Source organism: Streptacidiphilus rugosus AM-16, from assembly GCF_000744655.1.
GTDB lineage: Bacteria > Actinomycetota > Actinomycetes > Streptomycetales > Streptomycetaceae > Streptacidiphilus > Streptacidiphilus rugosus.
The window spans coordinates 5,041,302-5,060,950 of record NZ_JQMJ01000004.1 but is presented as its reverse complement, the minus strand read 5'-3'; the positions used below and the strand labels follow the sequence as shown (position 1 = coordinate 5,060,950).

Below are 19,649 nucleotides of genomic sequence, written 5' to 3'. Positions count from 1 at the left end.
GTGTGCGGGCACGAGATGCGACAAGTGCCGAAGGCGGACCCGCGGGTGAAGGAACGGTGGGCCTGCTCCTGGTGCTACGCGTGGACCGAGCTGGGGGCTCATCCCGGCCTGGTCAGCCGGTCGTGGTACGAGCCCGCGCACCTGCGGTGGGAGCGCGCCGAGGCCGCGGAACTTCCCACTGGCGTCTCCCACGCGTACGGCTGGTTCGGCGCGACCTTGTGCGGCATGCAGCGGGAGGACGTGGTCCCCACGCCCTACCCGTGGGTCCCCGAATGGGACGACGCCTGCCCGGGATGCAGGGCGGCAGCCGTCGTCATCGACAGCCGCTGGCCCGTTGACGTGCGAGGTGAGAAGCGGGAGCGGGCGCGGCCCGCGCCGCCGCCCGGTGCCGACTGGCCGCCCTTCTGACGCTCCGGCCCGTGGTTCACCGGACGTGACGGCGGCGGCCGGTCAGTCGACGCCCTCGACGATGCGCAGATCGCGCTCGAAGCCGGCGGGCAGGGCCGCCAGCGCCTTCTGGTACGCCTCGCTCTCGTATGCCGCGACCGCCTCTTCGAAGCTGTCGAACTCGATCAGAACGACACGGTGGGCGATTCCGGCCTCGTGGGCGACGACTCGAGCGCCACGGGAGAGGACGCGCCCGCCCGCAGCCCGGACCGCCGGGCCCGCCAGCTCGTTGTAGGCGGTCAGCGTCTCAGGGTCGGAAACGGCGGGGTAGACGCTGGCCCAGTAGCCCTTGGCCATGGAGACCTCCTGTGATCGGCCAGATGTATAAACGATTCATATAAATCTTGTATGCTTCACTCATGAGCCGTCAAGACCCCACCCGCGGCGCGTCCACTGCGATCGGGTCGGCCCTCTACGGGCTGGCCACCAGGGCCGTGAGGCGCCTTCCGCGCGACATGAGCATCACGTCCGCCGCCACCCTGGCCACCCTGCACAGGACCGGCCCGCGACGGATCACCGATCTGGCCGCGATCGAGGGTGTCACCCAGCCCGCGATGACCGTGCTGGTCCGGGTGATGGAGGAGTCGGGACTGGTCGAGAGGAGGGGTGAGGCGTCCGACCGGCGGGTCACGCTGGTGTGTCTGACCGAGGCCGGCGCGTCGTACGTCCGGACGCGGCACCAGGCGGGCGTCGAGGCGTTCGCGCGGCTGATCGACGAACTCGCCGACGACGAGGTCGAGGCCCTGGTGGCGGCGCTTCCGGCGCTGGCGCACCTGGCGGAGCTCGAAAGCCAGTACCACGAAGGGCCGAAGCGGTGACCGGGCGCACCCCTGAGCGGTCCGAGGCGCGGTCGCTGGTCCCCGCCCTGATGTTCATCGCCCTGGTCGTGGCGGCGGTCGGCAGCCTCGGGACGCCGCTGATCACCAGCGTGGCGACCACGTTCCACGTGTCGCTCGACAGTGCGCAGTGGACGCTGACCGTCGCACTTCTCAGCGGCGCCGTCGCCACGCCCGTCCTGGGCCGGCTCGGAGCCGGCCCGCACCGGCGGGCCACGATCCTCGCCACGCTGGCGATCGTCGTCGTCGGCAGTGCGCTCACCGTGCTGCCGCTGCCGTTCGCGGGGTTGCTCGTCGGTCGCGCGGCCCAAGGCGTCGGGCTCGGTCTGACGGCGCTGATGATGGGCGTGGCCCGGGACCACCTTCCCGAGGAGCGCAGCGCGGCGACGATCGCCCTGATCTCGGTGGTCTCGATCATCGGCGCCGGCGTCGGCTACCCGCTCACCGCGCTGCTCGCCGAGACGGGCGGCGTGCGGGCGGCCTACGGATTCGGCCTGTTCGTCACCGCTGTCGCCCTCCTGACCGCCTGGCGTTCCGTACCCGCGGCTCCCGAAGGCCGATCCGCCCACGTGAACCTGGCGGGCGCGCTCGTCCTGGCGGGCGGGCTGTTCCTCGTCCTCTTCCTGGCCGGCCGGCAGAGCCTGTGGAGCCGTCACCTCGCCGTGGCGGTGGTCCTCGCCGTCGCCGCCGTGTTCCTGCTGTGCGTGTGGACCGTTTCCGAGCTGCGCAGCAGGACGCCCCTGGTCGATGTCCGCGCGGTACGGCACCCGGCGGTCGCCGGAGCGAACATCGCCATGTTCGTCGGCGGGAGCGGCATGTACCTCCTGCTGACGCTCATCACGCGGTACGCGCAGACGCCGCACAGCGCCGGCTACGGCTTCGGACTGACCACCTTCGTCGCCGGGCTGGTCCTGGTCCCGTTCTCGGTGCTGGGGTTCGTCGCCGGCAGGCTCACGCCCCGGGTCCGGACGCTGGTCGACGCACCCGTGCTCCTGGCCGGCAGCGCGGTCGTCGTCGGCGGCGGGTTCGTCCTCTTCGCCGCGGCCCGGTCGAACCTGGCCGAACTGCTCGTCGCGATGGGTGTGCTGGGCTTCGGCGTCGGCAGCTTCTCGGCCGCGATGCCCGGTGTCATCCTGGCCGTCACACCACAGAGCGAGACGTCGAGCGCGATGAGCTTCAACTACGTCGTCCGCAGCGTCGGGTACTCCCTGGGCAGCGCGATGGGCGGCCTGGTCCTGGCGGCCGGCACCGACACCGGTCGTCTCTTCCCGAACGACCACGCCTACACCACCGCAGCACTGGTCGGCGTCGCCGCGATGACGGTCACCGCCCTCACCGCCGCCGCCCTCGCCCGCCACCGCCCACCGAGGCTCACCCCCGCCCCGGCCACGGCCGCCATGCCGAGTCCGGGCCGGTCGAGCCGATGACCGCCTCGCCGGAAGGGCGGCGGGGGGTCAGGCGTCAGGGTCGACGTCGGGGTGGGTGAATCGCACGGGCTTGCCCAGCGAGCGGGCGTAGGCGATTTCGGCTCGGGTGCTGTCGCCGATGTAGTCGCCGACGACGAGGACCTCGTCAGCGAGCCGGATCTTCGCTCGGTGCAGATCGTCGAGTCGAGCCTTCAGCGCCTCGGCCTCGACCGGATCGGACCAGAGTGCGTGCGGCGACTTCAGGTCGCAGCCCGGTTTGACGACGATCCTTCCGGCGGTGGTCTCCCGCAGATCGGCCTCGTTCATCTCCGTCATGAAGCGGGTCGAGCCGCAGACGACGACGATACGCGGGAGGCTCAACAGCCTCTTCGCGTCGGCGAGTTTCTCCTCCGGGGTGGGCTGGGTCACCGGTTCAGCCGTCGGAGAGCCGGTCGGCGCCGGTGGCCAGGCCGAGGACGAGGGCGCGGATGATGGCCCGGGCGTCGACGTCGGAGCCGAGGGACTGGATGGCGGCGAGACCGTCGGCGGCCGCGGCCAGCGCCTCGCCGAGGGTGAGTGCGTCGACCCCGCCCTCACGTTCGGTGGACAGCACCCGGAACAGGTCGACGAAGCAGGCGCGCCAGCGGGCGTACTCGGCTTCCAGGGATTCGCGCACCCGTTCGTCGGTCAGCGAGAACCAGTGCAGCGCGGAGTGCATCCGGGCGAGGTCGGCGGCCTCGGGGTGGGAGAGCAGGTCGACGACGCGATCGGCCCGGGCGGTGAAGTCGCCCGGTTCGGCGACGGCCTTCTCCATGGGGGTGACCCACTCCGGGCGGATGTCCTCGATCACCGCGACGATGAGGTCGGTGCGGTCCTTGAAGTGGTAGTGGCACATCCCGTGGGTCACCCCGGCCAGGGCGGCGACGTTCCTGGTGGTGAAGGGCACGTCGTCGGCCCCGGCGAGCAGGCTGCGCGCGGCGGCGATCAGGCGGGCGCGGGTCTGCTCGCCCTTGGCCGACACCCGGGGCTTCCGCGCCGTGCCGACCGGCGTGCGGGCCGCCACGGGTGCGCTGTCGTTCACGTCGTTGCCTGCTGCTCCAGCCACGCGCCCACCTTAGCCATGCCGTCACGGGGACCGGGGGCGAACCGCCCTCGTGCGCAAGATCTCGGCCGAGCGCATGGCCAGTTATAGCAAGTCCGCCTCGGCGCGTGCCCGAGCGCGCCCACGGCCCGACCGGTCCGGCCGGTCAGACCAGCGCCGCTCCCGGCGCCCGGGCGGGCCGCTCCTCCTCCGGGGGTGGTTCGACCGTCAGCCGCGGCAGGCGGCGGTCCAGCCAACCGGGCAGCCACCAGTTGGCCCGGCCGCAGAGGTACATGACGGCGGGCACCAGCGCCGTCCGCAGCACGAAGGCGTCCAGCGCCACGGCGGCGGCCAGCCCGACGCCGAACTCGGCGATGCTGCGCTGGCCGGTGAGGACGAAGGCGGTGAACACCGCGATCATGATCAGCGCGGCGGCGGTGATCACCCGCGCGGTGTGGGTCACCCCGGCGAGCACCGCGCGGGCGTTGTCGCGGGAGTGCGACCACTCCTCGGCCATCCGGCTCACCAGGAACACCTGGTAGTCCATGGACAGGCCGAAGAGGACCGCCAGCACCAGCTCGGGCAGGTAGCCCTCGATCGGGCTGGGCGAGCCGAGGCCGAAGGCGTCGGTTCCCCAACCCCACTGGAAGAAGGCGGTGAGCACGCCGAACGAGGCCGCCGCCGACAGCAGGTTGAGCACCGCCGTGAGCGCGGGGACGAGCAGGCTGCGGAAGGCGAGCACCAGCAGCAGGAAGCTGAACCCCACGACTGTGGTCAGCAGCCAGGGCAGTTCGGCGGCGGTCACCGTCGCGAAGTCGGCGAAGGTCGCCGTCAGGCCGCCCACGTGGACCTCCAGCGTGGTGCCGCGGACGTACCGGGGCAGGACGTCGCCGCGCAGCCGGTCGATCAGGGCGGCCGTGGCCGGGTCCTCGGGGGCGGTGGTGGGGACGACCTGGGTCACCTCGGTCTCCGGCCCGGCACCCGGCGCGCCCGGCCCCGTCTCCACCGCGGCCACCCCGGGCACCGCGGCCAGCGCGTGGTCGAGCCGGTCCAGGGCGGCGCGGTCGGCCGCGGACCGCGTTCGGGCCACCAGGAACAGCGGGCCGTTGAAGCCGGGTCCGAAGCCCTGGGCCAGCATCGCGTAGGCCCGGTGGGTGTGGGTCGACGCCAGGGTCGTTGGAGGCGTCGGCGAAGCCGAGCCGCAGGTGGAGCACGGGAACGGACACGACGAGCATCACCGCGAGCCCCAGGGCGGCCAGGGCGGCGGGGAAGCGTCGCACGGTCCGCGACCAGCGCGCCCACGGGCCGTCGTCCCGCTCCACCCGGACGGGGCCGGCGGCCGGGAGCGCGCGGCGTTCCCTGCGGCTGAGGACCCGATGGCCGAGGACGCCGAGCAGCGCGGGCAGCAGGGTGACGGCCGCGAGGACCGTGCACACCACGGTGACCGCCGCGGGCACGGCCAGTCCGTCGATGAACCGCAGGCCGACCGAGAGCAGTCCGAGCAGCGCGATGCAGACCGTGCCGCCGGCGAAGAGCACCGCGCGGCCCGAGGTGTTCAAGGCCTGTACGACCGACTGCTCCGGATCCATCCCCGACCGCAGGCCGCGGCGGTGCCTGGTCACGATGAACAGGGCGTAGTCGACCCCGACGCCGAGGCCGACGAGTGCGCCGAGGATCGGCGCGATGGCGTTGACGGACATCAGATGGCTGAGCGGGGCGATGAGCAGCAGGCCGCTGCCCACGCCGGCCACCGCGGTGACGATCGGCAGCGCCATGGCCAGGACCGAGCCGAACGCGACCAGCAGGATGACCGCGGCGGCGACGATCCCGATCAGCGACGCGTTCGAGGCGGGAGTCTCCTCCGCGCCCGCGATCGCCTTGCCGCCGAGCTCGACCGCCAGGCCCGGCGCACGGGCGGCGGTCGCCGTCGCGATCACCCGCCCGACGTCGGCACGCTCCAGATCGTCCGCCGCCCCGGTGAAGGTCACCGTGGCGTAGGCGGTGCGCCCGTCCCGGCTCGACCGGACCTGTCCGCCCGGTCGGTAGGGGCCGACGACCGAGGCCACCTCGGGCAGCCGGGACACCTGCGCGAGCATCGCCGACACCCTCTGCCGGACCGCAGGGTCGGCGACACCGCCCCGGCTCACCCGCCAGACGATCTGGTCGGAGTCGCCCGCACGGTCCGGCGCGGACCGCTGCAGCAGTCGCTGGGCGCTGCCGGAGTCCGTGCCCGGCAGGGTCAGCGTGTTGTCGTAGGAGGTCCGCACCGCCTGTGACAGCACCGCCAGGGCGAGGAGCAGTCCGACCCAGGCGGCGATCACGACGAGGCGGTGCCGCCAGCACCAGCGGGCGAGGGCCGACATGATCAGTGCTCCTTGACGACGTGCAGCAGGGTGACGCCGAGCCACGGGCCGCCGTACCAGTACCCGACCCCGAGCGGACGCAGGGTGCCCTGGCCGAGATGGGCGGCGTAGTCCCTGGCCGCCCACCAGATGTCCGCGATCAGCAGCCGGCCACCCGGCCGCAGCACCCGCATCGCCTCCTCCACCGCGCGGCGGCGCGCCTCGCGGGCGGGGATGTTGTGGATGGCCATCGCACTCGTGACGACGTCGAAGGAGGCGTCCTGGAAGGGCAGCTCCGTCATGTCGGCGGTGTGCACCTCCACCCGGTCGGCCACCCCGGCCGCGGCGGCGTTGGCCAGCGTCGCCTCGGGGCGGTTCCCGCTCTGGTCCGCCCCGGACCAGAGGTCGACGCCGTGGGCGCGCCCGGCAGGAAGCCGCCTGGCCGCCTCGACCAGCACCGCGCCGCGACCGCAGCCGAGATCCAGCAGCTCCTCGTCGCCCTTCAGCCCGATCCGGTCCAGCTCCCCGGCCCAGAAGCGGAGTTTGCCGCGCAGGGTGGTGTGCAGATAGACGCCCGTGGAGGCGAGCAGCACACTCCCCGCGAGCGCCGCGGGGATCCGTCCGCGCCGCCAACGAGCGGCGGCCAGGCAGGAGGCCGTGCCGGCGGCGCCGGTGAGGGCCACGAATCCGGGTGCGTCGACGCCGAAACGGGGACCGGAGAGCGAGAGGGGCGGGGGTGGCGACACCGGTGCGCCGCTGAGGTTCTTCGACATACCCGCAGCGTGACGAGCCCGGGGGGCAGGCGTATTGAAGAAATGTTCCCGGCGTCGGCGTCGGCGTCGGCGTCGGTGCGCGCGTGGGCGTGGGCGTGGGCGTCAGGCTCGCCGAGGGTGCCCGCTGCCCGGCCAGGCGATCTCGTCGACCGCCAGCCAGGGCTCCCTGGCCACGGTCGCCGGGGTCGCCCCGGAGAGCGCCACGACGTCCCGGTGCAGGTGGGACTGGTCGGCGTAGCCGCTGTCGGCCGCGACTCCTGCCGCGCCGTCACCCGCCACCAGCCGGTGGACGGCATGGTCGAACCGGACCAGGTTCGCCGCGCGTTTGGGCGGCAGACCGATCTGTGCCTGGAACCTGGACCACAGCCGCTTGCGGGTCCAGCCGACCTCGTCGGCCAGTGCTTCGATCCTGACCAGGCCGCAGCCGAGCACCATACGGCGCCAGACCCAGGCGACCTCCGGGTCCACGGCTGGTCCTGCCGCGGCACGTCGGGCGAGCTGCGCGTCGGCCAGCGCGAAGCGCTCCCCCCAGGAAGAGGCGTCGTCCATCTGTTCGCGCAGCCGGGACGCCTCCCTGCCCCAGAGGTCGTCCAGCGTCACCACGGCGCTGTCCAGCTCGGCCGGTGCGACGCCCAGCACCGCGCGGGCGACGACCGGGGACAGCCGCACCTGGACGAGCTCGAATCCCTCACCGCGCACCCGGACCGTGCCTCGCGACCCGGTCCCGAGCGCGCAGACCAGACTGCCGTGATGCCGCCGGCCGTCGGCATCCTCCACGCAGGTCGAGCCGGAACCGAACTCCAACGCCAGCATCACGGTGGGATGCGGGATCACCCTGAGGTCCACCGGCAGCACGCGCCGGTCCCGGAAGCCGGCCATGGTCACCCCGGCCAGTGGGCTCGGCCCCTGGGGACGCGCGACATCCCACATGGCCGTGCTGCCAGTCCCGCCCCCGCCGGATCGCATGCTGCCATGCTAACTCGTCCTGACGGACCATCAACTTGTGAAGGTGTCAACGCCCTGCTCGGGAGACGGAAGTCGGGCGATGGGGTCCGGAGGCCGAGCGCTCGCCTGTCGGTGTCTTCAGTCCTTGAAGGCGGCACGGTTATTGACGCTGCTCCGTCATGCCTGGCTTGATACTCCTACGGCCCCGCCTGGGAGCGCTCCCAAGCGCCGGGGCCCACTTCCGCACCTCTCGACGACGAAGGGACGACGCATGTTCGGATCCGCCCTGCGCGCAGTCCGGCGAGCCGGTGTCTCGGTCGCGGTGCTCGCCGCGTCCTGCCTGCTGCCACTGGCGTCCGCCGGCGTGGCGCACGCCGACACGACGATCTGCGACAAGTTCGGCAGCGCCGCCGTGTCCGGTGGCGCGTACATCGTCCAGAACAACGAATGGGGTGACTCGATCCAGCAGTGCATCGACGTCGCCAACGACGGCTTCACGGTCACCACCGGGAACCACAACGTCGGCACCGGCGGCGCCCCGGCCGCCTATCCCTCGATCTACGCGGGCTGCCACTACGGCAACTGCTCCACCGGCAACGGCCTGCCGCAGCAGGTGTCCGCGTTCGCCGACCCGCAGTCCAGCGTGGCCTTCACGACCACCTCCGGCTCCTGGGACGCCTCCTACGACATCTGGTTCGACACCCAGCCCAACCCCTCCGGGCAGAACGACGGTGAGGAGCTGATGATCTGGGCCAACCACTCCGGCCCGCCCGCTCCGTTCGGCAGCAAGGTCGGCACCGTCTCGCTGGAGGGCGCCACCTGGGACGTCTGGTACGGACGCCAGGGCAGCAGCCCCGCCTGGAACACCGTCTCCTACGTGCGGCAGCAGCCGACCGACGCGCTGACGGTCGACATCAAGGACTTCACCAACGACTCGACCGCCCGCGGTTACCTCCAGCCGGCCTGGTACCTGACCAGCGTCCAGTTCGGCTTCGAGCCCTGGCAGGGCGGCCCCGGCCTGGCTGTCAACTCCTTCTCCTACACCGCCAACGGCAGCGGCAGCAGCAGCGGCGGTGGCGGCGGAGCGGGCGGCGTCAGCATCGTCGGCCAGGGCAGCGGGCGCTGCCTGGACGACCAGAACGGCAGCACGGCGGACGGCGCCGCCGTCCAGCTATGGGACTGTTACGCCGGTTCGGGCACGTGGCCCAACCAGCGGTGGACCCGCAGCGGCGGCACCTTCGTCAACGCCACCTCGGGCAAGTGCCTCGACGTCGCGGGCGGCGCGACGGCGAACGGGACCCAGGTGCGCCAGTGGACCTGCAACGGCTCGGGCGCCCAGCAGTGGCAGGTGAACGCCAACGGCACCGTCACCAACCCCCAGTCCGGGCGCTGCCTGGACGCGGACGGCCAGGGCACGGCGAACGGGACCCTGCTGCAGATCTGGGACTGCTACGGGGGCGGCGGCACCCAGGCCAACCAGGTCTGGACGCTGCGCTGACCACGGCCGGGGCGGAGCCTGCCCGGCCCGCCCCGGCCCGTACCGTTTGTGGAACTGAAAAGCGGTCAGATGAGCTACGGGGGACGGTCACGACGAAGGAGATCGGCATGCTCCTGCTCGGCCTGCTGCTGCTCTGCGGGGCGGCGGCCTTCACCGGACTGCTCATCGCGAACAACATCTCCGGCGGCCAGGACCAGACCGTCGTGCTCTTCGGAAGCACCACGGTGACGATGAACGGCCTGGAGATCTTCCTGGCTGGGGCGGCACTGGCGCTGGTCTTCGGCCTCGGCCTGGTGACCGCGGGCGCCGGCGCGAGCCTGCTCCGTCGCCGCCGTACCCGCCTCCGCACCGCCCACCGCGCCCTCTCCCGCCTCACCCGCCGCCCGGCCGGCGCCCCGGGCGCTCCGGGCGCCTCCCTGCGCAGCCGACTGCTCCAGCGATTCGGGCACTGACGCCCTTCCTGAGGCGTCCTCGGCGCCCGCGACTCCGTCGGACGGGATCGCGGGCGTTCGCGTGTCCGGCCGGCGGGAGCCCGACGGGAGCGGTGATCGCCGGGGAGGATTCAGGCGCAGGCCTGCAGAACCGGGCATATGGCCTCCCATCTGCGGCGGAGCCCTCCAGAACCCGGTGTCGCGCTGTCAGCGGAGTCGGTTAACCTGCGGCTGCCGACCGCGCGCGAACCGCCGAGCGGAGTCGGCCGTTGTTGGAGGAACACGTGTCAAGCTTTCCGCTGGTGGTGCCTGCCGTGATCGCGGCCGGCGCCGCGGTCCGCGCGCTCGCGAACCGCAAGCCGACCCCCGCCGCGGCCCGTGGGCCCAAGCCGGTTCCGATCGACCTCACCTTCGGGGACCCGGAGCTGGCCGCCCTGCGGCAGGCGGTGAGCTCGGGGAACTGGCCCGCGGCCGAGGCGATCCTGCAGCCCTGCCGGGACCGTGGCGACCATGCCCGGCTCACCTGGCTGATCGGCGGCATCGAGGAGAGCGGCGGGAACTTCCTGCTCGAGCTGCCCCGGCAGCACCCCGACAACCCGCTCGTCCGCACCGTCTCCGGCGCGCGGCACGTCGCGTGGGCCTGGGAGGCGCGGGGTCGAGCCTCCGGAGCCCACGTCTCGCAGGACCAGTTCCGGATCTTCCACGAGCGGCTCAGGACCGCTGAGGAGCACCTCTACGCGGCGATCGAGCTGGATCCGAAGTCGGCTGCGCCCTGGTGCTCGCTGACCACCTCCTCGCGCGGTCTGCAGCACGGGCACGATGTGACCCGGCGGCGCTTCGAGGCCGGAGTCCGCCGCGCTCCGCACCACGTGGCGCTGCACGCACAGATGCTGCAGCAGGTGTGCGAGAAGTGGGGCGGCTCGCACGAGGAGATGTTCGCCTTCGCCCGCAACGCGTTGGCCGAGGCGCCGCCGGGCAGTGCCATGGGCCTGTTGGTCGCCTACGCGCACCTGGAGCGCTGGCTCGACCTCCCCAAGGGTGAGGACGCCGCCTACATCAGGGGCGCCGAGGTCCGCGCCGAGCTCAAGGCGGCGGCCCAGGCGTCCGTGCTGCATCCGGCGTTCGCCCCGACCGAGTCGCCCTATGTCGCGCTCAACGCCTTCGCCGTGGCGTTCTGGCTCGCCGGTGAACGGGCCTCCGCCACGGAGATGTTCCGGCGCATCGGCGACCACCCGACCCGTTTCCCCTGGGCCTACGTCGGGGACCCGGCACGGTTGTTCGCCAAGGCACGGCAGGAAAGCAAGAAGAGGAAGTAGGAACCGCTCCAGTGACCACACCCCAGCCGCCGGGCCACACCTTCCAGGTCGACCTGCGCGGTCTCGTCGACCTGTTGTCGCACCATCTCTACTCCTCGCCGAAGGTCTACCTCCGGGAGCTCATGCAGAACGCCGTCGACGCGATCACCGCGCGGCGGCTGCTCGACCCCGAGGCTCCGGCGCGGATCACCATCCGTACCGGCGTCGGCGGCGGCATCGTCGTCGAGGACTCCGGCGTCGGGCTCACCGAATCGGACGTCCACACCTTCCTGGCCACCATCGGCCGTTCCTCCAAGCGCAGCGCCGACGGGGAACTCGACCTCTCCGCCGCCCGCGCCGACTTCATCGGGCAGTTCGGCATCGGCCTGCTGGCCTGCTTCGTCGTCGCGGACGAGATCACGGTCGTCTCGCGCAGCGCGCGGGAGGCGGGCGCGCCCGCCGTCGAGTGGCGTGGCCGCAGCGACGGCACGTACAGCATCCGCACCCTGCCCGCCGGCACCGTGGCGCAGCCCGGCACCACCGTCACGCTGACCCCGCGCGCCGAGGGCAGCGAGTGGCTGCAGCACGGCCAGGTGGTGGGCCTGGCCCGGCACTTCGGCTCCCTGCTGCGGTACCAGGTCGAGGTGGTCGACCGGAACGGCGACCTGATCCGGGTCAACGACACGCCGCCGGTGTGGGAGCGGCCGTACGGATCGCCCTTCGCCCGCCGCGAGGCCTTGGCCGCGTACGGCAAGTCCGTCTTCGACTTCACCCCGCTCGACACCATCGACCTGGACATCCCGCTGGTCGGGCTCAAGGGCGTGGCCTTCGTGCTGCCGACGCCCGCGCACCCGACCAAGCGGTCCGGCAACCGGGTGCACCTCAAGGGGATGCTCCTGTCCGACCAGGCGACGGAACTGGTCCCCGACTGGGCCTTCTTCGTCTCCTGCGTGGTCGACACCACCGGTCTGCGCCCGACCGCCTCACGCGAGGCGCTGTACGAGGACGAGACCCTGGGCGCGGTCAGGGACGCCATCGGCGAGCGGATCCGGCAGTGGCTGACCGGACTCGCGGCCTCGGACCTCTCCCTGCTGCGCCGCTTCCTCGACGTTCACCACCTCGCGGTGAAGGCGCTGGCCCGCTACGACGACCAACTGCTCCGACTGCTGCTGCCGTGGCTGCCGTTCGAGACCACGGACGGCACCGTCAGCCTGGACGAGTTCGCCCGCGCGCACCCCGTGGTGCTGGTCACGCAGTCGGTCGAGGAGTTCCGGCAGGTCGCTCCCATCGCCGCTGCCGCCGGGCTCGGTGTGGTCAACGGCGGCTACGTGTACGACCGGGAGCTGGTGCACCAACTCCCGCAGGTCCGGCCCGGCGTGACGGTCGCGGACCTGGACCCTGAGACCGTCAGCGCGCATCTCGACAGCGTCGACCCGGCGGCGGAGCTTGCGGCCGCACCGTTCCTGGCCCGTGCCCGCAAGGTCGTGGACCGCTTCGACACCGACGTGGTGCTGCGCTCCTTCCAGCCGGTGGGGGTGCCGGCGATGCTCGTGGACAACCGCGAGGCCAGGCACGAGCGCCGGCGCAGCGAGCTGTCCGCGGGGGCGGACGAACTGTGGGCCGGGATCCTCGGGTCGCTCAGCTCGTCCGCGCCGCGTGCCCAACTGATCGTCAACCACCTCAATCCGCTGATCCGCAAGCTCGCGGAACTCGCGGGGACGTCCCACACGGAGCTGTCGGAGACGGCGATCGAAGCGCTCTACGGGCAGGCCCTGCTGCTCTCCCGGCGACCGCTGCGGCCGTCGGACCACGCGCTGCTCAACCGGTCCTTCCTGGGCCTGATCGACTTCGCGGCCCAGGCGGCGATCGGCGGCGGGAACACCAACGACAGCGGACACAACAACGGCAGCGGAGACGGGAGGGCACAGTCATGACCGCACCCACCATGACGCCCACCACCAGGGACGAGTTCTTCCAGGCCCTCGGTGAGAACCGGGAGCGGCCCAAGGGGCGCCCCACGGCCGCGATCGCCGAGGACCTGGTGGAGGCCGCCGAGGCCTTCGGCGACGACGAGGTCACCGTCTCGGCCCTGGTGGAGCTGATGCGCGCCTACCACGGCAGCGGCGAGTCGGTGAAGTACCCGGTCGCCTTCGCCCGCCTGCTGCGTCTGTGGGACGCCAACCCCAAGGCGTTCAGCGAGGACGAGGTCTACCGGCTGTTCTGGTTCTTCAAGTGGGTCGGCACCGGCCTGCTGACCACCCCCGACGTGCCGCTCGCCTCGATCCGCGGCTGGATCGCCGAGATGCGGCGCCGCTACCAGGAGGCAGGACACGAGCTGCAGCCCGTCTACGCACAGGAGTTCTTCCTGGCACGGCAGTTGGGCGACGGCGAGGAACTGGCCTACGAGCTGTGGGCGACCAGGGGGCGGACGCAGTTCAGCGACTGCGCCGCCTGCGAGGCGAGGTCCCGGGCGGGCTACCACTTCCGCTGCGGAGAGGACGAGCGCGGACTGGCGGAGCTGCGGCCGACCTTCGACGGCGAGCACAGCTGTGACGAGGAGCCGCACAACAGCCAGGCCCTGGCCCTGCTCCCGCTGCTGCGCCTGGGGCGGCTCGAAGAGGCCCGGGCCGCGCACCTCACCGGTTACCGCAAGGTCCGCGGGAACGAGGCGGAGCTCACCCCGGTCGGTCAGCACCTGGAGTTCTGCGCACTGACCGGAAACGCGGCACGGGGCCTCGAACTGCTGGCGCAGAACCGCGCGGCGTTCGGTTTCGCCGCCGATCCGTCCAGTCGACTCGAGTTCCTCACCGGCGTCCAGGTGCTGCTGGCCCGGCTGGTCGGGACCGGCCACGGCGAACTGCCGTGCGCCGGGCCGCTCGGCACGGAGTGGACCGTCTCGTCACTGCGGGATGCCGTCGCCGCGCAGGCGGACGAGCTGGCGTCGCGCTTCGACGCGCGCAACGGCAACGACGCCGTCTCCGCGCGCCGAAGGGAACGGCTTGCCGGCCGGCCGCTGACCGCCTCGCTGAACCTGGGCGTCCAGACCTCGGCGCTGCCCGGGGCCGATGCCGCGGCGACCGCCGCGCCGACCGCTGCGCCGACCGCCACGGAGACCGGCACCCCGTCGGCGCCGTCGGCGACCGAGGTGCCGGAGGACTTCACGGAACTGGTGGCCGCGGCGCGTGCCGGTGACCGGATCGGGGGCCCGGCCGTCCGGGCCCTGTGGGACGCCGTGCTGGAGCGCGTCGCCCGTGCGGACGCGGTCGGCGGTGACGCCGAGGCTGCCGCAGCCGCCGTCGACGGGGACGAGCTGCTGCCGGGGGAGGTCTCCTCGGAGCTGGCCCAGCGCGCGGCCGACGCGCAGGACTGGGACGACTGCGCCGCCCGCCTGCGCGAGGCGATCGAGCACTACCGGCGGATCGGCCGGACCGCCCGCGTGATCGCGTCCGAGGCGAGGCTCGTCTGGTGCGAGTCGGTGCGGAGCGACGTCGCGGACGGTGTCGCCGCCGCTGAGGCGGCGATGCCGGAGCTGGACGAGCTGTTGACGCGCATCGACGCGCTCGCGGCAGCCGGGTCCGGCGGCCGGGAGGACGAAGGCGAGACGCTGGACCGGCGGCTGGTGGTCCGGCAGAGCCGGGTCCTGACGGCTCGCCACGCACTGTTCCGCGCCCAGGGTCCGGAGCAGCACGCGCGCTGGGCCGAGGTGTTCGCGGCCGAGGCCGAGGCCGGGATCGCCGAAGGAACGGCCGCGGGTCGGCTCCGGCAGGTGTCGATGTCGCACGAACTGCTCGCCGAGTTCCGGGCCCTGCACGGCGCCCCGATCGAGGGTGAGGCCTCGGCCCGCGCGGCGATCGCGATCTTCACCGAGCAGGGCTGGCCGTGGCGGCTGCCCCGCGCCCGTCTGCTGCTGGCCCTGGCGCTCGATGCGCAGCAGCGTCACGGCGAGGCGATGGCCGAGCTCGAGCGTGGGCTCGCCGAGGCTCCCTCGGACGTGCCGCCCAACGAGCTGACGCCGCTGCACCGGATGCTGGGCTCCGTCGCGCTGCGGGCCGGGCAGCATGCGACGGCGGTGCGGGCGTTCTCCGAGGCGGCGGCCCGGATGGACCGCGAGGGCGAGGTGCAGCAGGCGCGCGAGACGCGCTGGGAGCTGAGCCGGGTGCTGCGGGCACAGGGCGCGACCGGCGACGCGGCCGCCGTGCTGGAGTCGCTGCTCGACGCGCCGTCCGCTGGCGCCGCGAAGGGCGCGGGCCAGGACGGTGCGGACCAGGACGGCGCGGACCAGGACGGCGCCGTGGAGTCGTCCGGGCCCTCCGGCGCAGAACAGTTGACCGCGCAGATCCGCATCGATCTGGCCAACTGCCTGCTGGCGCTGGAGGAGCCGCGCGACGCCGCGCGGGAGTTCCTGCTGCTGGCCGACATGGTGGGCCGTTGGCCTGACCAGGGGCCGCTCACCTCGGCCGCCGCAGCCGCGGCCGCGGCGCTGGCGCAGGCGGGCAACTGGGACGGCGCCCGCGCGGCGCTGGAGCGGGCTCTGGCGTCCAACGCGGAGGCGCCCAACCTGCCCGAGCTGAGCGACGCGCTGCGCACCCTCGCGTTCGAGCTTGTCCAGGCCACGGGCAAGGAGGCCATGGAGGAGGCCCTCGGCTACCTGGACCGGGCCGACCGGCTGCGCGAGGAGTTCCCCGACGCCGCCCGCGAGCAGTTCCGCAGCGTCGAGGTCGATGTGGCGCAGTGCTGGTACACCCGCGGGCAGGTGCACGGAACCGTGGGGGAGGGAGAAGCGGCGCTGGCGGCGTTCGAGCGGGCCATCGCCGTCTACGAGCAGGCGGGCCACGCGGCCGCCCCACCGCGCTTCGAGGCGATCCGGCTCGCCGCCATCGTGGAGAGCCGGGTGCTGGACCGGTCGGGCGCGGCGCGCGAGCGACTCGACAGGGCGATCGCCGAGGCGGACTCGGCGCGCCTGCCCCAGGCGGCGCAGACGCTCCGCCGCCTGAGGGACAGCCTCCGCTGAGGGTCGATCAGGCAGCCGCCCTTCGCCCCCGTGGGCGGGGGCGGCTGCTGTGATGTGCCCTTGTCAATGCAGGGGCGATGCGATCAGGATGTGATGCGTACGCGGAGTGAGTCGGCGCACTCGCCCCGCATCAGCCATGGCACTGGGCGGAAGGCGCATGCGGCGAATGGGCGGACTCCTCGAACTGCGGGCACTCCTCGACCGGGCGAGAGGGCTGCGTCTCGACCCGGAGACCTACCTCGCCGACTTCGAGGACAGGTTCTGGCGTATCGGCCCCGAGGGCTTCTGGAAGCTGGAGAGCCTCCAGGACTACCAGGAGAGCGGGTGCACCAGCTGGGAGGCCTTCCAGGGCGGCGACTGGGAGAAGTCGCTCAGCCTGATCCGGGAGTCGCAGCCCGACATCGAGCGGCAACTGGCGAAGCTCGCCGCGGCCGGGATCGGGCACCGTCGCGCACGCGTGGTGGCGGAACCGCTGAGTCCCTACGTGCAGTGGGAACTGCACGTCCTGCACGCCAAGGACCGCTGCGGCGAGAACGTCTCCGTGCTGACCGACGACCAGGCGGCTGCTCTCGTCGGCGCCGGCCCGCTGCCGGATCTGGTGGTGCTCGGCGACGAGGCGGTGTACCAGATCCACTACACCCCCGGAGGCGCTCCGGACGGGGCCACCCGCTACTTCGAGGCAGAGGCCGTCCGCAGCGCCCGCGACTTCGTCCGGCGGCTGCACCACATCGGAGAGCCGCTGCAGACCTACTTCCCGCGCGCGATCGCGGGCCTGCCCGCGCCGCGGCCGTAGGGCCCGCGACGGCGTCCCCGCCCCTCGTCACCGCCACGTCACAACTGCGGCACCGATCGGGACCAGGCGATCTCCGGGTGCGGCGCCCGCGGTCGCGGCTCGTAAGGTGAGGGGCGCCGCCCGCCGGGGGTGGTCCTGCGGAGGGGCGTCGATGTTCTTCAAGCACAAGCACCTGTTGAACGAGCTGCGCCGCGACGGACGCAGTGCCACGGCCGAGATCCTGTCGATCAAGACGGTCGGCAGCGGCAGCAGCATCCGGGCCGTCTGGGCGTCCGACACGGATCTCTCCTCCGGCTGGACGGACTGCTCGATGAAGCTCAGGGTGGTGCCCGAGGACCGGGCCGAGCTGCCGTTCGAGGCGAGTGTGCTGACCCGCGTCCACACGATGAAGCTGCAGGGCGGCCATGTGCCGGTCTGGTACGACCCGGCCGACCACAGCAGGGTGGTCGTCGACTACGAGGCCGACCTGCGCGAGAAGGTGCACCTGAGCGCCGACCTCGACCGGCTCGCCCACCGCTACGACCAACGGCTCGGCATGGTCTGGACGCCCGTCGCCGACACGCTGCTCCCCGTCGCGGTGATGCTGACGCCCGGTAGGGGCCGGGTGACCGCCACCGGCGCGCTGGGCGTCGTGCTGCAGCACGACGCCGAGACCGCCGTCGCCGCCGTGCGCGCCCTCGCCGGGCTGCTGCTGCCGCAGCTCCCGGCCGACTGGTTCGCCCGGCACGACCTGCGGATCGACGAGCCCTACGGCGACGTGCCGCCCGGCGCGACCGCCGAGGACGTCGCGGGCGCCGCGCTCGCGGTCGCCGTCGCCGTCGTCTCCCTGCTGAGCGGCCGCATCGCCCGCGCCGAGGTGGCCGTGACCGGCGGCATCGCCGCGACCGGTGAGGTGCTGCCCGTCACCGCGACGAAGAGCAGGGCCCGGGCGACGAGGAAGGGCTACTCGACCGTCCTGGTGCTTCCCGCGGGCAACGAGGCGGACGCGGCCCGCAAGGAACAGGGCCTGGAGTTCAGCCTCGTCGCCACCCTGCCGGAGGCCGTGCGCGCCACGCTCGGCAAGCACGCGCTCAAGGGCTTCGTGCCCCCGGCCTGAGTCGCCGGTTCACGTCCCCGAGGCCGACCGGCCACCCTGCGCACCTGCCGGTCATCCGGGCCTCCTACGATGCCTTTCGCATTCCGACGCTCGACCCCGCACGGCAACGGAGCCGTGCCCCAAGGAGGAAACGTTCATGCACGCCCGGAGGATCGGCGCGGTCGCCGCGACAGCTGTGGCGCTGGTCGCCGCCCGCGACCTCATCCAGAAGAGGCACGCACTGCTCCGCAACTTCCCCGTGGTCGGGCACGCCCGGTACCTGCTGGAGACCATCGGGCCGGAGCTGCGGCAGTACATCGTGACCTCCAACGAGGAGGAGCGCCCCTTCAGCCGTGACCAGCGCAGCTGGATCTACGCCTCGGCGAAGGAGGAGAACAACTACTTCGGGTTCGGCACCGAGGTCGACGTCGAGCACGTGCAGGGACACGCCTACATCAAGCAGCGCACCTTCGCCGGCGCGCTGCCCGACGCGCACGACCCGCAGTCCCCGCTGCCCTCGGCCAAGGTGCTGGGCGGGCCGCGCGGGCGCGCCAAGGCGTTCCGGCCCGCGAGCGTGGTGAACATATCCGCGATGAGCTTCGGCTCGCTCTCCGGCGCGGCCGTCACGGCGCTGAACAAGGGCGCGGCGCAGGCCGGCACCATGCACAACACGGGGGAGGGCGGCCTGTCGCCGTACCACCGCAACGGCGGCGACCTCGTGCTGCAGATCGGCACCGCGTACTTCGGCTGCCGCAACGAGGACGGCAGCTTCAACCTCGACAAGCTCAAGGACGTCGTCGCGAGCGCCCCGGTCAAGGCGCTGGAGATCAAGCTCTCCCAGGGTGCCAAGCCGGGCCTGGGCGGCATGCTCCCGGGAGCCAAGGTGACCCCGGAGATCGCCGAGATCCGCGGCATCCCGGTCGGCAAGGACTGCGCCTCCCCTTCGCGGCACTCCGCGTTCGGCGACGTCGACTCGATGCTCGACTTCGTCGAGCTGCTCGCCGCCGAGACCGGCCTGCCGGTCGGGGTGAAGAGCGCGGTCGGAGAGATGGGCTTCTGGCAGGAGCTGGCCACGCTGATGGAGCGCGGTGACCGCGGTGTCGACTTCGTCACCGTCGACGGCGGCGAGGGCGGCACCGGCGCCGCGCCGCGAATCTTCGCGGACTCGGTGGCGCTGCCGTTCCGGATGGGCTTCTCGCGGGTCTACGGCACCTTCGCCGAGCTGGGGCTGACGGATCAGCTGACCTTCATCGGCTCGGGCAAGCTCGGCCTGCCCGACAACGCCGCGGTCGCGTTCGCCCTGGGCGCCGACATGGTCAACGTGGCCCGCGAGGCGATGCTGTCCATCGGCTGCATCCAGTCGCAGAAGTGTCACACCGACAAGTGCCCCACCGGCATCGCCACGCAGAACCCGTGGCTGGCCCGCGGCCTCGACCCGAGCTCGAAGTCCACCCGGGCCGCCGTCTACCTGCGCACTCTGCGCAAGGAGCTGACCAAGGTCTCCTCGGCGGTCGGCGTCGCGCACCCGGCGCTCATCACGGCCAACGACATCGAGATCCTCAACGGCGACTACGAGGCCCGCACCCTGGCCGGCGTCTACGGCTACAAGGACGGCTGGGGCGAGCTCGGCCCGCACCTCGCCGAGGAGATCACCGCGCTGCTGACCGGCAGCAGGTCCGACTGGACGCCGGCCGTCTGACCTGTCCTTCCGCCGCC

The 19,649-nt window shown here is 72.8% G+C and carries 19 protein-coding genes and 1 pseudogene; 13 read left to right on the top strand and 7 right to left on the bottom strand.

Annotated features, from left to right (window positions below; all coding sequences use genetic code 11):
• Positions 1-45: 45 nt before the first annotated feature.
• Positions 46-408, top strand: a complete 363-nt coding sequence (locus BS83_RS32250) for a hypothetical protein (protein WP_232248564.1) — start codon at positions 46-48, stop codon at positions 406-408.
• A 42-nt stretch (positions 409-450) separates the two neighbouring features.
• On the opposite strand, the gene BS83_RS32245 is transcribed toward BS83_RS32250, so the two are convergent.
• On the bottom strand, positions 451-744 hold the full coding sequence (locus BS83_RS32245) for a DUF1330 domain-containing protein (protein WP_037606994.1): 294 nt from the start codon (positions 742-744) through the stop codon (positions 451-453).
• 62 nt (positions 745-806) lie between these two features.
• Here BS83_RS32245 and BS83_RS32240 point away from each other — a divergent pair, with 62 nt between their 5' ends.
• Together BS83_RS32240 and BS83_RS32235 are read left to right on the top strand one after the other, a co-directional pair.
• Complete coding sequence (locus BS83_RS32240; protein WP_232248562.1) at positions 807-1,265, top strand: MarR family winged helix-turn-helix transcriptional regulator; 459 nt, start codon at positions 807-809, stop codon at positions 1,263-1,265.
• Positions 1,266-1,315: 50 nt separating this feature from the next.
• Complete coding sequence (locus BS83_RS32235) at positions 1,316-2,710, top strand: MFS transporter (protein ID WP_084715166.1); 1,395 nt, start codon at positions 1,316-1,318, stop codon at positions 2,708-2,710.
• A 27-nt stretch (positions 2,711-2,737) separates the two neighbouring features.
• Here the strand turns inward: BS83_RS32235 and BS83_RS32230 are convergent, their stop codons facing one another.
• The 3 genes from BS83_RS32230 to BS83_RS47980 all read right to left on the bottom strand — a co-directional run bounded on the left by BS83_RS32230 (position 2,738) and on the right by BS83_RS47980 (position 4,908).
• On the bottom strand, positions 2,738-3,118 hold the full coding sequence (locus BS83_RS32230; RefSeq protein ID WP_037606990.1) for a hypothetical protein: 381 nt from the start codon (positions 3,116-3,118) through the stop codon (positions 2,738-2,740).
• 4 nt (positions 3,119-3,122) lie between these two features.
• Positions 3,123-3,794 carry a TetR/AcrR family transcriptional regulator gene (locus BS83_RS42425; protein WP_157597410.1) on the bottom strand — a complete coding sequence of 224 codons (672 nt, stop codon included), beginning with the start codon at positions 3,792-3,794 and terminating at the stop codon, positions 3,123-3,125.
• Between the two features lie 142 nt (positions 3,795-3,936).
• The gene (locus BS83_RS47980) at positions 3,937-4,908 is read right to left on the bottom strand and encodes an MMPL family transporter (protein WP_232248561.1); all 972 of its coding nucleotides are present in this window, start codon (positions 4,906-4,908) and stop codon (positions 3,937-3,939) included.
• A 272-nt stretch (positions 4,909-5,180) separates the two neighbouring features.
• On the opposite strand from BS83_RS47980, the gene BS83_RS47975 reads away from it, so the two are divergent.
• Both BS83_RS47975 and BS83_RS47970 read left to right on the top strand, forming a co-directional pair.
• A complete protein-coding gene (locus BS83_RS47975; protein WP_232248560.1) occupies positions 5,181-5,408 on the top strand; it encodes a hypothetical protein in 228 nt (75 codons plus the stop codon).
• A gap of 45 nt (positions 5,409-5,453) precedes the next feature.
• Entirely contained in the window at positions 5,454-5,768 is a 315-nt protein-coding gene (locus BS83_RS47970; protein WP_232248559.1) for a hypothetical protein, read from the top strand.
• Between the two features lie 14 nt (positions 5,769-5,782).
• Here the strand turns inward: BS83_RS47970 and BS83_RS47965 are convergent.
• The 3 genes and pseudogenes from BS83_RS47965 to BS83_RS32210 form a co-directional block, all read right to left on the bottom strand.
• Positions 5,783-6,133: pseudogene (locus BS83_RS47965) on the bottom strand (MMPL family transporter); the annotation flags it as partial.
• Positions 6,134-6,135: 2 nt separating this feature from the next.
• Positions 6,136-6,885: a class I SAM-dependent methyltransferase gene (locus BS83_RS32215; protein ID WP_037606988.1), complete on the bottom strand. Its 750-nt coding sequence runs from the start codon at positions 6,883-6,885 to the stop codon at positions 6,136-6,138.
• 102 nt (positions 6,886-6,987) lie between these two features.
• A complete protein-coding gene (locus BS83_RS32210; RefSeq protein WP_037606985.1) occupies positions 6,988-7,851 on the bottom strand; it encodes an AraC family transcriptional regulator in 864 nt (287 codons plus the stop codon).
• 250 nt (positions 7,852-8,101) lie between these two features.
• Between BS83_RS32210 and BS83_RS32205 the strand changes: the two genes are divergently transcribed.
• From BS83_RS32205 to BS83_RS32170, 8 genes are all read left to right on the top strand, one after another.
• On the top strand, positions 8,102-9,328 hold the full coding sequence (locus tag BS83_RS32205) for a GH12 family glycosyl hydrolase domain-containing protein (RefSeq protein WP_037606982.1): 1,227 nt from the start codon (positions 8,102-8,104) through the stop codon (positions 9,326-9,328).
• A 107-nt stretch (positions 9,329-9,435) separates the two neighbouring features.
• A complete protein-coding gene (locus tag BS83_RS42985) occupies positions 9,436-9,780 on the top strand; it encodes a hypothetical protein (protein WP_063774269.1) in 345 nt (114 codons plus the stop codon).
• 263 nt (positions 9,781-10,043) lie between these two features.
• Positions 10,044-11,075, top strand: a complete 1,032-nt coding sequence (locus tag BS83_RS32195; protein ID WP_157597409.1) for a hypothetical protein — start codon at positions 10,044-10,046, stop codon at positions 11,073-11,075.
• An 11-nt stretch (positions 11,076-11,086) separates the two neighbouring features.
• Positions 11,087-12,988, top strand: a complete 1,902-nt coding sequence (locus tag BS83_RS32190; protein WP_037606980.1) for an HSP90 family protein — start codon at positions 11,087-11,089, stop codon at positions 12,986-12,988.
• Complete coding sequence (locus BS83_RS32185; protein ID WP_084714477.1) at positions 12,985-16,065, top strand: hypothetical protein; 3,081 nt, start codon at positions 12,985-12,987, stop codon at positions 16,063-16,065. Before BS83_RS32190 ends, BS83_RS32185 begins: the two co-directional genes overlap by 4 nt.
• A 166-nt stretch (positions 16,066-16,231) precedes the next feature.
• Entirely contained in the window at positions 16,232-16,858 is a 627-nt protein-coding gene (locus BS83_RS32180; protein ID WP_037606978.1) for a DUF6879 family protein, read from the top strand.
• 151 nt (positions 16,859-17,009) lie between these two features.
• Complete coding sequence (locus BS83_RS32175) at positions 17,010-17,954, top strand: S16 family serine protease (RefSeq protein WP_037606976.1); 945 nt, start codon at positions 17,010-17,012, stop codon at positions 17,952-17,954.
• 136 nt (positions 17,955-18,090) lie between these two features.
• A complete protein-coding gene (locus tag BS83_RS32170) occupies positions 18,091-19,632 on the top strand; it encodes an FMN-binding glutamate synthase family protein (RefSeq protein ID WP_037606975.1) in 1,542 nt (513 codons plus the stop codon).
• Positions 19,633-19,649: the final 17 nt, after the last annotated feature.